The sequence below is a fragment of the Arthrobacter sp. SAFR-023 genome (assembly GCF_051965295.1).
In the GTDB taxonomy this organism is placed as follows: Bacteria; Actinomycetota; Actinomycetes; order Actinomycetales; family Micrococcaceae; genus Arthrobacter.
The window spans coordinates 200215-215391 of the sequence record NZ_JBQCMF010000002.1; the positions used below are offsets into that span (position 1 = coordinate 200215).

The following is a 15177-nucleotide window of genomic DNA, read 5'->3' on the forward strand; positions in this document are numbered from 1 at the left end:
AGCGGCGGATGCGACCTACAGCGGGAACCTGCCGGACATCTCGAGGGTCCCCGCGCACGTCCAGGCGGACAGCCGTTCCTCGGCGGAGGGCCCGCCTTCAAGCGGGCTGGTGAGCCGGGGGCGCCGCACCCAGCAGCCGGCTTCCTCGGCCACCAGCGCGCCTGCGGCAAAGTCGTGCTCGTTCAGGCCCCGCTCGCCGAAGGCATCGACCGTTCCGTCCGCGACCATGCAGAGATCCAACGCGGCGGAGCCGAGCCGCCGGACATCGGCGAAGCCGTCCACGACGCTGCCGAGCGCCGCGAACTGCTCCGCGCGCACCTCTGGGTCATAGCTGAAGCCTGTGGACAGGATCTGGCCGGTGCGGCCGGGAACCGGGCCAGTGAGCTGGACCCGCTTCCCGTCCTGCTCCAGCCAGGCGCCCTGGCCCCTGGATGCGTAGTACACGCGGCCCAGCGCGGGGGCATGCACGACGCCGGCGAGCCACACGCCGTCGGAATCGGCAACCGCCACTGAGGTGGCGTAGTAGACGATGTTGCGGATGAAGTTGGTGGTGCCGTCGAGCGGATCGATGGACCACCGCAGCCCGGTCGGCTGCTCGGGGCGTGTTGTCCCGTGCTCCTCGCCGGTGATCGCGTCGCCCGGGCGCGCGCTGCGGATTGCCGTGCGCACCGCTTCCTCGGCAGCAACATCGAAGGCGGTGACCCAGTCGCCGGCCTCGCCCTTGTTGGCCACCGTCCCCGAGTCCAGGGCGCCGTTGCTTCGTTCGCCAAGCACCATGGCACCGGCAGCCGCGGCGGCCTTGGCCACGGCGAGGAGCCCGGGTACGTCCAACGGGCTTGCGGTATCGAGCGTCATTCGGAATCCTCTTCGCTCGGGGCAGGGGTTGCCTCAGGATCTTCGGCTTCGGCTTCAGCAGCAGCGCCATCCCCGTCAGTCATGGCGGGCCCGTTGGCCAGCAGTTCCCGGAAACCGTCCTCGTCCAGGACGGGCACACCCAACTGCTCGGCCTTGTCCCGCTTGGTGCCGGCGTTGTCGCCGGCCACCAGATAGCTGGTCTTCTTCGACACCGACCCTGCTGCCTTGCCGCCGCGGACCAGGATGGCCTCCTTGGCCTCGTCGCGACTGAAGCCTTCCAGGGTCCCGGTGACCACCACGGTCAGCCCCTCGAGGGTGCGCGGCGTGGACTCGTCACGTTCATCCTTCATCCGGACCCCGGCTGCCGCCCAGCGGTCGATGATTTCAATGTGCCAGTCCTCGGCGAACCATTCCTTGAGGGCCGCGGCGATGGTGGGGCCGACCCCATCCACACCCGCGAGCTCTTCCTCGGAGGCCTGCTGGATGGCGTCCATGGTGCCGAAATGGTTGGCCAGCGCGCGCGATGCGCGGGGGCCGACGTGCCGGATGGACAGCGCCACCAGAACGCGCCACAAAGGCTGGGTCTTGGCCTTTTCGAGTTCCGTGAAGAGCTTCCCGGTGGTGGCTGTCGGCTTGGACGGCGTCTTGGCCGTGCCCTTGCTGTAGAAGTACGGCACCAGCTCGAACTCTCCGGTGGGAACGCCCTTGGACCGCTTCTCGCGCCGGATCTTCACCGGTTCAAGGTCCTCCGGCGTCAGGTCAAAAAGGGCCGCCTCGCTGACCAGCGGCGGGACCTCAGGCTCCGTCGGCTGGGTCAGCGCGATCGCCGCCTCCCAGCCGAGCGCTTCGATGTCGAATGCTCCCCGGCTGGCAACGTGGAACACGCGCTCACGCAGCTGCGACGGGCAGGACTTGGCGTTGGGGCAGCGGATGTCCACGTCGCCTTCCTTCCCGGGCGCCAGCGGCGTGCCGCAGGACGGGCATTCCGTGGGCATGACGAAGTCACGCACCGGCGGGTCCTGCTGGTCCCGCAGCGCCAGCACCGGGCCGACGATCTCCGGAATGACGTCGCCGGCTTTGCGGAGCACCACAATGTCGCCGATCTTGACGCCCTTGGCCTTGACCACGTCCTGGTTGTGCAGGGTGGCCATTCCCACGGTGGAGCCCGCCACCTTGACCGGTTCCATGATTCCGAACGGCGTAACCCGGCCGGTGCGCCCGACGTTCACGGCAATGTCCAGGAGCTTGGTGTGCACTTCCTCGGGCGGGTACTTGTAGGCGACGGCCCAGCGCGGAACCCGCGTGGTGTAGCCCAGGGCGCGCTGGGTGGCGAAGTCGTCGATCTTTACCACGATGCCATCGATCTCGTGGAGCAGGCTGTGCCGTTTGTCCCCATAGTTCTCGATGAACTTCAGCACCTCTGCCGGGCTCCCGAGAACCTCGAAGTACGGACTGACCGGCAGCCCCCACTCCGCCAGTAGCCGGTAGGTCTCAGACTGGCTGGCGGCCTGGAGGCCCTCGCGCGCGCCGATGCCGTGGACGAACATCTGGAGCGGGCGCTTGGCGGTTTCTGCCGGGTCTTTCTGGCGGAGCGAACCGGCCGCGGCATTCCGCGGGTTGGCCAGCGGCGCCTTGCCCGCTTCAATCAGTGCCTCATTAAATTCGGCGAACGCCTTGGACGGGATGAACACCTCGCCGCGGATTTCCATTTCGGCGGGAAAACCGCTGCCGCTGAGCTGCTGCGGGATCTCCTTGATGGTGAGCACGTTGTGCGTGATGTCCTCGCCGGTGGTGCCGTCGCCGCGGGTGGCCGCGCGGACCAGCTTGCCGTCCCGGTAGAGCAGGTTCACGGCGAGGCCGTCTATTTTCAGCTCGGTCAGCCAGGCAGCCTCCGGATTCCCGGACTTGGCCACCCCGGCCTCCGCCTTGGCGATCCAGGCCTGGAGTTCCTCAAGGGAGAACACGTCCTCGAGGCTGTACATGCGCTGGAGGTGTTCGACGGCGGCAAACGCCGCGGACACTTCCCCGCCAACCTCCTGGGTGGGCGAATCATTGGAAACGAGCTCCGGATGCAGCGCCTCGAGTTCCTCCAGCCGGCGAAAGAGAGCATCGAACTCGGCATCCGAAACGAGCGGCTCGTCCTCCTGGTAGTACGCGAACCGGTACTTCCGGACGAGGTCCGCCAGGTTCTGGTACTCATCCCGTACCGACTCAGAGGGAGTGGCTCCCGGCTCAAGCTGGTCAGTTGCGGTGGCTGCGCTGTCTGTGCTGGAGGTCTGCTCTGTGCTGGATATCTGCTCTGTGGGGCCTGATGGTGTGCTCACAGACCTATCTTGCCTTACAGCCCCGACATTTTGCCGCGGCCGCGGGCCTCCCGTGACGGGGATGCCGGGTATGCCGGGCCTCCCGTGACGGGGATGCCGGGTATGACGCGTATGCCGGGTATGCCGGGTATGCCGGGTATGCCGGGTGCCAATCTAAACCGGCGCCGGCGAAAGCCTTTACCAGTGACCGGGGCGGTTCCGGCTCCACAGGGCGAAGGCCAGTCCGCCCAGGCCCACCAGTAGCACGCCGCCCATGACGGCGAACAGGCCGAAGATGCCGAGGCCGGACCCCTTGTCCGCGACTACGACGGCGGCGGCCTGGCTGGCGGCGGGGGTGGCGATCGGTTTGGTCCAGCTGGACTCTGCAGAAGACACAGACGGCGCAGAAGACTCGGACGACGACGGGCCCGGGCTGGCAGAGGGGGTGGTCACGGGCCGTGTTGCAGCGGGCACCGCGGCCACAACCCCGGCATTCGCTGCCGGGACGGCGGCGGGAGCAGGCACGGGTGTGACGGGTCCAGGAGCCATGCGCATCGCGGGCGCCACGGGCTGCACCGGCGCCGCAGGCGCAGCCGGTCGCACCGGCTGCGCGGGCGCCGGAGCCGGTGCGACCGGCGCCTTCTGGGCCGGCGGCGGCGCAGGGGCATTCGTCGGAACGGGCGCCGCCGTCGTCGGCGCCGGGGAACCGGACGACGGCGGAGTCACAGGCGCGGGCGACTCCTGGCACGGTCCCTCCGGCAAACAGGCTGCCTGGGCAGCTCCGGCGGCCCCGGTCATCACCGTGAAAGCCAGCATGGCAGCGGCAGTTCCGGGCACTAGCGCGCCGCGCAGAAGAGGAAGACGGATCATGGGGTAACCTTTGCAGCCGCGCGGGACCCTCCCCCGCCGAGTTTTGTCCCGGGTATCTTCCTACAGTCCCCCGCGGCGCACCAAATTAACCAATACTCAACTACTGCCGGTTTTCCGGCGGCAGCGCGATCTGGAGCTTGCGCACCTTGCCCCTGCCGATGATGTAGCCGCGGCCCGGAATGAAGCCGCCGCCGACGCGTCCGAGTGACGTGTTGAGGAGGCTGTCGCCGTCGATGTCGCCGGGGTTAATCAGCAGTCCCCTCCTGCCCGACTTGAACGGCTGCGCCAGCGACCAAGCTGAGGACCAGGTGGATGTTTCGGATTCCCCCACGACCCACTGGTCGGCTTTGATGGACGCCGCGACGAGCCTTTCGATGCCTGACTCGGCCAGGGTTCCCGTGAACTCCGTGAGACCCTCGATGAAGATGGCAACCTTGCCCGGGTTGGCCGATGCGTGGTCCGTGAGCGCTGCCACCGCCTCCTCGACGTCGTCGGCCCCCACCAGCGAGCGGTCCCACACGGGCAGGGACGCCACGGCGGACTTCCTGGCGGCAAGGTACACCAGTTCGGTGCCGGGGTTGGACCGGCGCAGCGCGTAGGCCAGGGTCACCAGGGCAACGGTCCGGCCGGCGCCGGGCGGGCCGGACAGCAGCAACGGGCCCTTGGCCATGAGTGTGGCGGGCTGCAGCGTTTCGTCGTCCACGCCGACCACCGGAAGGTCCGGCAGGCCGGCAGGCAGGATGTCCAGGTCGATCTGCTCGGGCAGCCGTTCAATCCGCGGGGCCCTCTCCACGCCCTGGCGGAGCATGGCCTCGCTTAGTTTGTGGACTTCGCGCGCCTGCAGGGCCAGGTTGGAGTTGCCGCCCAGGACGGCGAGCTGCACCTCGTGACCGCCCAGCAGCCCGCGCCCGGGAGGCGAAGCCTTGCCCAGGACGTCCTTAGGCACGTCCATGGTGAGGTAGTCGTCCTCGGCGGACAGCCGGAGTACCAGCCTCCGCTGGATGGAGGCAAGCAACGACGCCGGGACGGAGTTGGGGCGGTCACCGGTAACAACGAGGTGGATGCCCAGGGGACGGCCGTCGGTGGCCAACTGCAGGAAGAGGTCCCAGAGACCGGAGAGCTTGCTGTACTCATAGGCCTCGCGGAAGGCCGACATGCCGTCGACCAGCACGAAGATGCGCTTTTCGTCCGGCAGGCCGGCAAGCGTGCGGTACTCCCCGATGGTGGAGGCCCGGACCTCAGCGAAACGGTTCGCCCGGTCCTCGGCGAGGTCGCTGAGCCAGCGCAGCAGCCTGCCCACGCGTTCGACGTCGTCGCCGTCAATGATCCCGCCCACGTGCGGGAGTTCTTCGAGCATTTTGAGCCCGGCGGAGCCGCAGTCAATTCCGTAAACGTGGACGGGGCCGCCGCGGGGCGTGACGGCAGCGGCGATGGCGATGCCCCGCAGGGCCGCGGACTTGCCTGAACCGCCCGTGCCGTAGATGGCCATGTTGCCGTCTTTGTCCGGTTCGTAGAAGACGGTGGGCTGGTCCTGGCGGGCGGGGTCGTCCGCCACGCCCAGCAGGAGCCGTTCGTCGGTGCGCGGGTTCGGCAGCAGCGAGAAGTCGTAGGTGGTGGCCAGTTCGTTCAGCCACGGCTTCCGCGGCGGTTCGATGGCCAGCAGGTCCGCCGCGGCGATGACGTTGGCGGTCATCCTGGCGATGTCGTTGGGCCCGGCCGGTTCGTCCTGCACTGCAGTGTCGGCGGCCGGTGTTTCCCAGGCAGGACCGGACCCGAAGGCCATTTCCACGATGTCGATCTGCGGACGCTGCGGGCGTTCGGTGGTCCAGCCGCCGGCGTAGCCGGTCTGAAAACCCTGGATGCGGCCCGGACCGGTCTTCGCCGCGCCGCGGCCCGGGATGGAGGGGTCGAAGTAGGCGGCGTCCGGCACGCCCAAGATGTCCGTCGCGTCGTCCTCGTCGGCCATTCGCAGCGCCACCCGAAGGTTCGTGTTGGCGCGCAGGCTTTCCTTGATGACGCCGGCGGGGCGCTGGGTGGCGAGGATCAGGTGCAGCCCGAGGGACCGGCCGCGGGCGGCGATGTCGACGACTCCGTCCACGAACTCGGGCACCTCGGTGGCCAGAGCAGCGAATTCGTCCACCACGATCACCAGGTAGGGCGGGGCCTCGGGATCCGCCTCGCGCTGGAGCGAGAGCAGGTCCTTGGCTTTTTTCCTGTTGAGCAGGTGTTCCCGGTAGTGGAGCTCAGCCCGCAGGGACGTCAGTGCGCGGCGCACCAGGTGCGGCGAGAGGTCGGTGACCAGGCCCACGGTGTGCGGCAGGTGGACGCAGTCGGCAAAAGCGGCGCCGCCCTTGTAGTCCACAAACAGGAAGCTGACGCGGTCCGGGCTGTACGCGGTAGCCATGCCCATCACCCACGACTGCAGGAACTCGGACTTGCCGGCGCCGGTGGTGCCGCCCACCAGCGCGTGCGGCCCCTCGTTCTTGAGGTCCAGGTGGAGAGGTTCCACACCCTTGGAACCCACCAGGGCACGCAGCGAGCCGTTGTCCTTGCGGTTGGCGACGGCGGTGGAGCGGACGGAGTTGTTCTCCTGCCAGCGTTCCGCCACGGCCTGCGGATTTTCCAGGAAGTCCTTGCCGATGAGAGTCGCGTAAGAGACGGCGCGGGGCAGGTTCGAGTCGTCCTCCAACGGTTTACCGGCGTCGACCACGGGCGAGAGCATGCGGGCCAGCTGGCCTGCCAGTTCGGCGTCGAGGCTTTCACAGCTCACGGGGTAGGTGTGGCGTCCCAGCCGGACCTGGCCGGTGGTGTTCCCGTGCTCGCCGTCCACCGCAAGAAAGTCACGGCAGGCGGCCGGAAGGGATTCGACGCCGGCGGCCACCCAGAGGACGTGGACCCCGGTATCGGGTCCGCGCTCCACGAGCCGGGTCAGCCGGCCGCGGTCCACCGGCGCGTCGTCCTCGACGATGACTAGGACCGACGGCAGCACCGGCGCCGGAACATCCGCGGTTTCTTGGGGGATGCCCGGGCGGTGCGCGGGACCCTGCGCTGGGCCGTGCGAACGCATAGCAGTTTCCCGGAGTTCCACGAGGTCCTCGAGCCGGGACAGCAGGCTGGTGCCGCCTGCCGAGCCGGCAGCCAGGTGGTCGCCGCTGACCGGGCTGTGGCTCGAGCCGACGTGCGGCAGCCACTGCAGCCAGTTCCAGCGTTCCCGGGACCGGGCCGAGGTGATGGCGGCAACAGCTACTTCCGCCGGTGAATGCAGGCCCACGAGCTGGAGCACCACTCCCCTCGCCACGTCATCGACGAGTCCGCGCGGCCCGGCGAGGCCGAACGAGCCGGCGGATCGCAGCTGTGAAACCACCGGCACGCCCTCGATCTGCCGGAACTGGTCCAGGCAGCCCTCGATCTCGCGCCGGTACTCTGTCTCGGTTTCCGAGGTATTCGGCTCCTCGAACGGAATCCGGGACGGCACTGTGCCGAGCCCGAACCGGAGCGCCAGGAACCCGGAGTGCTCCGGTCTGTGGGTCCAGAGCAGCGGACCCAGTTTGTAGATGGAGTCGACAGTGTCACTGACGGACGGCGCTTCCTGGAGCCGAACCGCCCGCTCAACGCGCTGCAGCTCGGTGGTGTCCTGCCGGAAGGCTGCCATGGCCGCCCGGAACTGCTTCAGCTGTTCCTTGCGCTCGCGCTGGCTTCGCAGCCTCTGGTCCACGTAGTGGCCCACAAGGAAGAGCGGCATCATCAGCATGAACAGTACTGACGTCATGCTCTGGGTCACCGTGAACAGCACCGCGCCCATCATCAGCGGGGCGATCAGCATGATGTATGGGAAGGGGTGGTGCTCCTGCCGCTTGGGTCCGGCCGGGGGCACGCGCTTGGCCGGGGCGAACCGGGGGATCACGCGCGGGGAGCGGTTGAAGTCCACCAGGGGCGACGTCGGAGCTGCCGCGCCGCTGCGCGCCAGCGGCACCACGGTGAGCTCGGTGTCTCCCAGCGTGACGGTGTCCGAGGAGTTCAGCGTGGCACGGGTGACCGGCAGGCCGTCCATCTGGAGGCCGTTGGCGGAGTTCGTGTCGACGATTTCGATGCTCTCCCCCACGGTGATGCGGGCGTGCCGCTTCGACGTCAGGGGGTCTGAAAGCCGGACGTCCACGTCCCGGTCCCGTCCGATGTAGCTGGTGCCGGAGGGCAGGGAAAATTCCCGTCCGACGTCGGGCCCCGAGACTATGCGCAGCGTCGCCGCGGCGGGGCCGCGGTCTGCGGCCGGGCCGGCGTCGTTGGGGTTCCCGAACTGGTCGCTGACCTGGGTGAGCGAAACGACCGACCCGGGCCGCAGTCCCGACTCGAGCAGGTTGTCCGTCCGGTCCAGGACGATGCCGCGCATGCCGCCGGCAACGAATGCCTCGTCGATCCGGAGCGAGAGGTTCGGCGGAGCAGGCTGCTGCCGCCGCGCGGGGTCCGCCGTCCACAGCTCGGTGGCGATGTCCGCGACGGTAGCGCGGCCGTCCACGGTGACTGCCAGGTCCTTAGCCTCGGCGGGATCCCGGCGCAGGGTAAGTCGGATTCTCATGCTTCGCTGTCTCCGCGCATCTTTTCCAGGAGGTGCAGGTCGCTGGCTGTGACCAGGTGTGAGGTGACAGCGTGCTCGACGAGCCGTGCCCGGCGGTTGGTGGCCAGCTTGCCGCCGCCTCCCCGGAGGCCTGCCACTCCGGCACGGTCCAGTTTGTCGCACACGTTGTCGAGCTTCCGGTTGAACCGGGTGAGGGCCCAGCCCAGGGTCCGGGCCGCCTCTGCGGAGGAGGGAATCGCGGTGAATCCGGTGCCTTCGCGCCGGAGCATGGGTTCAGCAAGCGACACGATGAGGGCTTTCTGCGAGTCCGTGAAGACCACCGGGCCGATGGTGGTGTCACCGCCGCTGGTTTCGCTGCTCACCTCCTGCCGGAAAGACGGCGTTTTGAGGTGGACGGCGAATTCATAGGTGGTGGGTCCGGCCGTGAAGATGATGTTGGTGTGGCTGAAGACGAGCGGCAGCCGGGCTCCGGGCGAGAGCCAGGCCTGCATGCCGCCGGATCCGTCGGCCACCGTGGCGGAGAGGCGGCTGCCCACGTTGCTGAGCCACCAGATGCCGTCATACCTGGCGATCTGTAGGAAGCGTCGGTGCAGGTAAGGGTTGTCGTCGACTTCCAGGTCGCCCTCGCGGCCGATGTTGAAGATGTCCTCGTCGGTGGGCTCGTACCACTCGCCGCAGAAGTCTATGGCCAGGTCTCCCATGTTTCCCTGTCTTGTCGTTGATGCTGTTTGATGGCGGGCAGCTGTTGACGCCTTCCGCGTCTTGCCGCGCCGGTATTAAAGCTGCCGGGGTGTTAAGGCTGGCGGGCTACAGGCAGGCGATGGAATCCTCGCCCGCCGGTGATGCGGTTCCGTCGCTGCGGACCAGGATGACTTGGACGCAGGTTGGTTCCGCCGGATTCGCGGTGACGTCCACCCGGGTTGCCGACGTCGACAGATAGCTTCCGCCGCCTTTGACCGTTTTGATCCGCCATTTGTACATGTCCCCCGGCTTCGGCTGCGGGTTGGTCCAGGTGAAGCGGACCTTCCCCTGGGCGCCTGCGCTGCCGGCCAGTTTGGCGACGTCGGGCACGGACCCGTCGTCGACGGCGTCGGCGGGCGGCTTGCTGACCGTCTCGGTGGGCCGGGCCTGCGGCTGCGGCGCAGCTGATGCCACCACGATGCCCACGATGACGGCCAGCACCAGGAGCGTTCCGCCGGAGATGGCGAGCCACAGGTTGCGTTTCCCGTGATCGGCCGGCTGGTCCGCCGCCTGACCCTGTACATCGTCCTCCGCGGCCTTGGGCCGGTTGCTGCGCAGGACCGTGGCGCCTGCCCAATCGTCCGCGGCAGGTGAAGTAAACGGCGCAGGCTCCCTGGCCGGCGCGGTACCCGCCGCCGAAAAGGTGGCCTGGGGCGCCAGGCGGCCCGGCCCCGGCGTCGGTGCAGCGGTCCCCGGGGCCCGCCCCGGGAGGGTGCCCGCGGCAGCTCCTCCGCCGTCCAGCGGCTTGGTGCGGGCCGGGAACGTCGGGGCGCTTCCGGTCCGGTCCGGGTCGATGGAGGCGACGTTGCGGACGCGCGTTTCCTCGACGCCGTCGTCCAGGTCCACGTCCTCCTGGCGTTCCTCGAGCACCTCGAATGGCGTCACGGACAGGTTGAGCTCGGCCTGGATCCGCTGCAACGCAAGGGCGAAAGCGTGGGCCGACGAATAGCGTGAGGAGGGCGACTTGGCCATTGCCGTGGCCAGGGCCAGTTCAAGGGATTCCGGCACGTCGGCGCGGCCCAGGCGCGGGACGGGCATGCTGGTGATGCGCGAAATGAGCTCGCGCTGGGAGTTGTCGGCCCCTGGCAGCACGAAGGGTGACCGTCCGGCGAGCAGTGTGTACAGCGTGGCGCCGAGGGCCCACACGTCCACCATCACGCCGTCGACGTTGCCGTCGCGGAACTGTTCGGGCGGGGACCACGGGATGGACATCCCCGCGTCCTCATCAACATCGCCGGCCAGCGTGCCGGAGATGCCGAAGTCGGTGAGTGCCGGGCGGTTGTAGTCCGTGACCAGGATGTTGGCGGGTTTGATGTCCCGGTGGGCAATGCCGGCCCGGTGCGCCGTCTCGACGGCGGACGCCACCTGGATGCCGACGGCCAGGACCTCATCGACGCTGAACCGCTGCCGGCGGTACCGGACGTCCAGGCTGGGCCGTGAGCAGTACTCCATGGCCAGGTACGAATGCCCGTCCTCGGTCACCTCGGCCTCGAAAATGGTGACGATGAAGGGGTGCGAGGACAGCTGGGCCATCAGGTTGGCCTCGGACTCGAACCGGCGCCGGGCGCCCTCCGTCTTGAGGCCGGACAGCAGCACTTTAACCGCCACCTTGCGGCGCGGCCGGTCCTGCTCGTAGAGGTAGACGTCAGAGAAGCCGCCCGAGCCGAGCAGGCTTACATAGCTGAAACCGGGGATGCGGGGCGGTGGGGCCGCCGGCCGCTTGGAACTCACAGGATCTCCTCAAAGCGCAAGGAAACGTCATCGCCGAGCTCTGCGATGTCGCCGTCCAGGACAATGGCCATTTCATTCTGGGCAAGGCGCCGCGGCGGCTGGCCTTCGCGGACCAGCACGGTGCCGTTGGTAGCCTTCAGGTCGCACAGCATCACGTGCCAGCCCTCCAGCCGGACCTCCACGTGCGACCTCGAAATGTCGCCGCCGGGGCTGGCCACCTGGACCAGCCGGGGCATGGTGCCGCCCTGGACCCGCGACACGGACGGCTGCCGCCCGATCACAATCGACTCGTCCAGGTCGATCAGTTCTCCCGTGGACAGCCGCAGCCGGCCGAGCCTGGGGCGCGGCACCTGGACGGCCACGTCCGGTAGCTGCATCCCGCAGGTGAAGCATTGGCTGCTGGTGGGAGGGTTGGCATGGCCGGCGGGGCACACCCGGGCCAGCACGAGCGGCCCGTTGCCTGCCACTGCGCTCTTTCCGGGTTCTGCGCCCCGGCCGCCTTCCTGTCCCGCCTGCTGCGCTCCGGAGGCGGGGAGCTCGCTCTTGAGGATGGTCTGACCGTCGTGGTCCCCCTCCGCCACCCCGTGCGGCTCGGATGCGGGCATGGAGGTGAACGACGGCGGGACCTGGGGCCCTGCGGACGACGCCGGGGCGTCAGGCGCTGAGAATGAGGGCGGCACCGGGCGTACGATGAACGGCGTCGAGACATCCGGTGCTCGGAACCGCGTTGGGACCTCCGGAGCTGCGAACTGCGTCGGGACCTCCGGTCCCGTGGCACGGTCGCCTCCGGTTGCCCACGGCACCGAGTCGATCAGTCCTGCCTGCGAAGGGGCCGACGGGGGCACCGGGGCTGGCACCTCCTGAGTCCCGGTTTCCTCGTTTGCTGGTTCCTGGCCCGCGGTCCCCGGAACTGCCATCTCCGGAACCGCGGTCTCCGGAACTGCCACCTCCGGAACCGCGGTCTCCGCAGTGGCCGGCGTACCGCCGTCGTCGTCCTCGCCGGTCCGAACGGCGGCGTCCTCGATGCTGCGCACCACGGTTTTGTCCCAAAGATGGTCGTACGAACTGGTGAATTCGGTGGCTGAACCGGTGAGTTCGGCGGCGGGCTCGTGCTCATCCGCCTGGGCCGCCGGTGCCTCGATCGCAGGCACAGCAGCCTCCGGTTCCTCCGGTTCCTCTGCCTCGACGGAAGCGTCCTCGGTGAGTCCCACCATGGTCTCAGCCGACACTTCGGAGTAGGCGGCCTCAGCCTTCGGAGCGGCGGGAAGCTCGGCGGCAGTATGGGTGCCGGCAGGCAGGGCGCCAGCCGGCTCGGCAACGGCCGGCAGAGCACCGCACGATCCGGCAACACTGACCCGCAGTGACTGCAAGAGGACGGCCCCTTCCACCACGGGCAGCTCTGACAGTAGAGAAGCCGACCCGGCCGGCGCCGAAACGCTGAACCACTCGGGGGCGTCCAGCCACCGCTCGGTCCAGGTGGTGACGTTCCTGCCGTCGAGGTTAACGGGACCCGACGGAAGCTCGACCGTCAGGTCGATGTCGCCGCGCAGGAATACCCGCAGTGAGTCGCTGAACGCGATGATCCCGAACCACGGGCTGGCGGACAGCGGTGCACCGAATCCTCCCGTCACGGCGTGCAAGACCTCGGCAGCGTCGGGGCTTTTCTCCAGCAATTCCCACACTGTGCTGACCAGCGGCGCCGGGGTGGCGGGGTCGAGGATCACCGCAGTTCCCGAGCGGATGAGGCCTAGCCATCCGCCGGGGACATAGCTAGCTGCGGCCATTGACAGCATCCTCGCTTCCGGCACGCGGCAGCGTGTCCTCCTGTTCCGCGTCGGCGGCCGTCCGCGGTGCGGTCGTGGCCACACCGGCCTCATTGAGCACGTTCCTGGCATCGACCACGATCACTGTGATGTTGTCCCGGCCTCCGCGCCGCAATGCGGCCTGGATCAGGGCGTCCACCGCCTCCTGCGGGTCCTCGACAGTGCTGAGGACGTCCAGGATCTGTCCGTCCGTCAGTTCCCCGTTGAGCCCGTCCGAGCACACCATCACCCGGTCGCCTTCCTCTATGGGCAGGAGCCAGTAGTCGGCCTCGGTCTCGTCGCCCGCGCCCAGCGCGCGTGTCACCACGTGCCGGCGGGGATGCACCGCAGCCTCCTCGGCCGTGATCTCGCCGCTCTCGACGAGCTCCTGGACCTCGGAGTGGTCCACGCTGACCTGGCTGAGCCGGCCCTGGCTCAGCCGGTACGTCCGGGAATCCCCGATGTTCATGACCAGCCAGTAGGGAACACCCATCTGTTCCACCACCACCACGCCGCTGAGCGTGGTCCCTGCCCGCGAGCCGGTGGCGGAACGGATCGATTCGTCGGCGCTGGCGAGGTACTGCTGCACAACCCCCGCGGTGGCCGTCCGCTCCCCCGTGGCCAGCTGCGGCAGCTGTGCCAGCGCCCGCACGCACATGCCGCTGGCCACCTCGCCGGCTTCATGGCCGCCCATGCCGTCCGCGACGGCGAACACAGGATCCGAGGCAATGTAGGAGTCCTCGTTGAGCTCGCGGCGAAGCCCACGGTCAGTGCCATAGCCATAGCTCAGCTTGAGGCCGGGCTCGCTGCCGGTCCCTGGGGTTCCGGCCGCCTGCTGTGAATTCATGCCTGTCCTACGTTGAAGGTGCGGTCCCCGAAATGAACTGTGGTTCCGGGGCTGACAAATGCTGGTACGCCCGGCTGCAGCGCCGTGCGTATGCCGTCGGGTGTGGTGATGGCGCTGCCGTTGGTCGAGTGCCGGTCGGTTATCCAGACCCCGGTGCCGTCCGTGAGCAGGTGGAGGTGGGTCTTGGAAATGGTCCGGCCGGGGTCCGGAACCGGCAGGAGCTGGGCCTGCGATTCTCCGGCAGCCGGGGCAGGGTTCCGGCCGATCAGGACGCTCCGCTCCAGGCGGAAGTCGCGGCCGTCGTCGAGCCTGATCCGCAGCACCGCCTCGGGGGCCGCCTGGCGCGACCCGCCACGCACCTGGGTGCGGTCCATGGCGTCATCCGGATGGACGGCGCTGACCGGATGGTCGGTGGCGTCCGGGGCTGCAGGCGGTACCGGCTCAGCGGTGGTTCTGGAGGCAACCGGGGTGTTGAAAGAAACCGGGGTGTTGGAAGAAACCGGCGTGCGGGAGGCAACCGGGGAGGCCACCTGCTGCACCGGGGGCAAGTCCAGCGGCGCGAAACTGTACGGGCCTTCGATGCCGCCAGTGGCCACGGGGTTGCGGCCACGAACGACGTCGAACGCGAGGGTTTTGGCGGCGCGGTCATGCCATCCGCGGAGCTTGCCGTTCCGGTCCCACGTGTTGGAGAGCACCACCACCACAGCCCAGGCAGTGCCAAGGAGCAGCAACGGCCCCACGATGAGCAGGGCGGCGCCGAGCAACCTGAAAACAACCAGCAACACTGCGGCAAGGACGGCCAGCAGGATGCCTGCCCCGGTCACGATGCCCCGAAGGAACACAGCACCGAGGCCAGGCGCATACCCGTCCTTGTCAGCACTGCGGATGCCCATGAGCTGGTTGCCGATGGTGTTGCCGGAGCGGCCCTCGACACTTGCGACGATAATAGCGTAGGCCAGCACCAGTCCGGCGCCGATACCCGACAGGATGGCAAGCAGGCTTGTGTCGTAAATGATGAGTCCGGCGCTGCGCGTGCTGGTGATGCCCGCGAACCCGAAGGACAGCAGAACGGTCAGGATGGCCACCGGGGCCAGCCAATCGAGGACGGCAGCGCCGAGACGCTTGCCCGGCGCCGCTGGAACCAGCGTGAGCGTGCCTGACATGTCCGTTCCTTCCCCCTGCCCTACCGGGATGGTACCGGGAATCGGACCCGCTTGCCTCCCGCCCAGGCCGGGCGGTACTCCCGGATTGCGCGTGGCTCCCCGGTCAAGCAGGGCTCCCCGGTCGAGCAGGGCTCCCCGGTCGAGCAGGGCTCCCCGGTTAGGCAGTGGCGTCCCGCACGCGCCGCAAAAGCTTGCTCCGGCGCGGACAGGCTGCCCGCAGCGCGGGCACTGCCCGGAGATCCCGGCAGCCCCAGATCCTCCGGCACCTGCGGGTCCCCCGCCGGTTACAGGT

10 protein-coding genes are annotated in these 15177 nt (G+C 68.8%); 1 reads left to right on the forward strand and 9 read right to left on the reverse strand.

What is annotated here, in order from left to right; genetic code table 11:
- Window positions 1-15: 15 nt before the first annotated feature.
- The 3 genes from ACTHQX_RS03165 to ACTHQX_RS03175 all read right to left on the reverse strand — a co-directional run bounded on the left by ACTHQX_RS03165 (window position 16) and on the right by ACTHQX_RS03175 (window position 3611).
- Entirely contained in the window at window positions 16-855 is an 840-nt protein-coding gene (locus tag ACTHQX_RS03165; protein WP_236807776.1) for an inositol monophosphatase family protein, read from the reverse strand.
- Complete coding sequence (gene ligA / locus ACTHQX_RS03170; protein WP_440155582.1) at window positions 852-3179, reverse strand: NAD-dependent DNA ligase LigA; 2328 nt, start codon at window positions 3177-3179, stop codon at window positions 852-854. Before ligA ends, ACTHQX_RS03165 begins: the two co-directional genes overlap by 4 nt.
- A 177-nt stretch (window positions 3180-3356) precedes the next feature.
- Window positions 3357-3611 carry a hypothetical protein gene (locus ACTHQX_RS03175; protein WP_440174532.1) on the reverse strand — a complete coding sequence of 85 codons (255 nt, stop codon included), beginning with the start codon at window positions 3609-3611 and terminating at the stop codon, window positions 3357-3359.
- 94 nt (window positions 3612-3705) lie between these two features.
- Here ACTHQX_RS03175 and ACTHQX_RS03180 point away from each other — a divergent pair, with 94 nt between their 5' ends.
- Window positions 3706-4035 carry a hypothetical protein gene (locus ACTHQX_RS03180; RefSeq protein WP_440155585.1) on the forward strand — a complete coding sequence of 110 codons (330 nt, stop codon included), beginning with the start codon at window positions 3706-3708 and terminating at the stop codon, window positions 4033-4035.
- Between the two features lie 93 nt (window positions 4036-4128).
- Here the strand turns inward: ACTHQX_RS03180 and ACTHQX_RS03185 are convergent, their stop codons facing one another.
- The 6 genes from ACTHQX_RS03185 to ACTHQX_RS03210 form a co-directional block, all read right to left on the reverse strand.
- Window positions 4129-8601: an FtsK/SpoIIIE domain-containing protein gene (locus tag ACTHQX_RS03185; RefSeq protein WP_440155586.1), complete on the reverse strand. Its 4473-nt coding sequence runs from the start codon at window positions 8599-8601 to the stop codon at window positions 4129-4131.
- On the reverse strand, window positions 8598-9302 hold the full coding sequence (locus tag ACTHQX_RS03190) for a hypothetical protein (RefSeq protein ID WP_236807771.1): 705 nt from the start codon (window positions 9300-9302) through the stop codon (window positions 8598-8600). The genes ACTHQX_RS03185 and ACTHQX_RS03190 overlap by 4 nt, the downstream gene beginning before the upstream one ends.
- Before the next feature lie 106 nt (window positions 9303-9408).
- On the reverse strand, window positions 9409-11073 hold the full coding sequence (locus tag ACTHQX_RS03195; RefSeq protein ID WP_236807770.1) for a serine/threonine-protein kinase: 1665 nt from the start codon (window positions 11071-11073) through the stop codon (window positions 9409-9411).
- The gene (locus ACTHQX_RS03200) at window positions 11070-12857 is read right to left on the reverse strand and encodes a hypothetical protein (protein WP_440155588.1); all 1788 of its coding nucleotides are present in this window, start codon (window positions 12855-12857) and stop codon (window positions 11070-11072) included. Before ACTHQX_RS03200 ends, ACTHQX_RS03195 begins: the two co-directional genes overlap by 4 nt.
- Window positions 12844-13722 carry a PP2C family protein-serine/threonine phosphatase gene (locus ACTHQX_RS03205; RefSeq protein ID WP_440155590.1) on the reverse strand — a complete coding sequence of 293 codons (879 nt, stop codon included), beginning with the start codon at window positions 13720-13722 and terminating at the stop codon, window positions 12844-12846. The genes ACTHQX_RS03200 and ACTHQX_RS03205 overlap by 14 nt, the downstream gene beginning before the upstream one ends.
- Window positions 13719-15125: an RDD family protein gene (locus ACTHQX_RS03210; protein WP_440155823.1), complete on the reverse strand. Its 1407-nt coding sequence runs from the start codon at window positions 15123-15125 to the stop codon at window positions 13719-13721. Before ACTHQX_RS03210 ends, ACTHQX_RS03205 begins: the two co-directional genes overlap by 4 nt.
- Between the last annotated feature and the right edge of the window lie 52 nt (window positions 15126-15177).

Coding starts and splice junctions, on each gene's coding strand:
- ACTHQX_RS03165 (WP_236807776.1), bottom strand. CDS start 855: ATGACGCTCGATACCGCAAGCCCGTTGGACGTACCCGGGCTCCTCGCC.
- ACTHQX_RS03180 (WP_440155585.1), top strand. CDS start 3,706: ATGCGCATCGCGGGCGCCACGGGCTGCACCGGCGCCGCAGGCGCAGCC.
- ACTHQX_RS03185 (WP_440155586.1), bottom strand. CDS start 8,601: ATGAGAATCCGACTTACCCTGCGCCGGGATCCCGCCGAGGCTAAGGAC.
- ACTHQX_RS03190 (WP_236807771.1), bottom strand. CDS start 9,302: ATGGGAGACCTGGCCATAGACTTCTGCGGCGAGTGGTACGAGCCCACC.
- ACTHQX_RS03200 (WP_440155588.1), bottom strand. CDS start 12,857: ATGGCCGCAGCTAGCTATGTCCCCGGCGGATGGCTAGGCCTCATCCGC.
- ACTHQX_RS03205 (WP_440155590.1), bottom strand. CDS start 13,722: ATGAATTCACAGCAGGCGGCCGGAACCCCAGGGACCGGCAGCGAGCCC.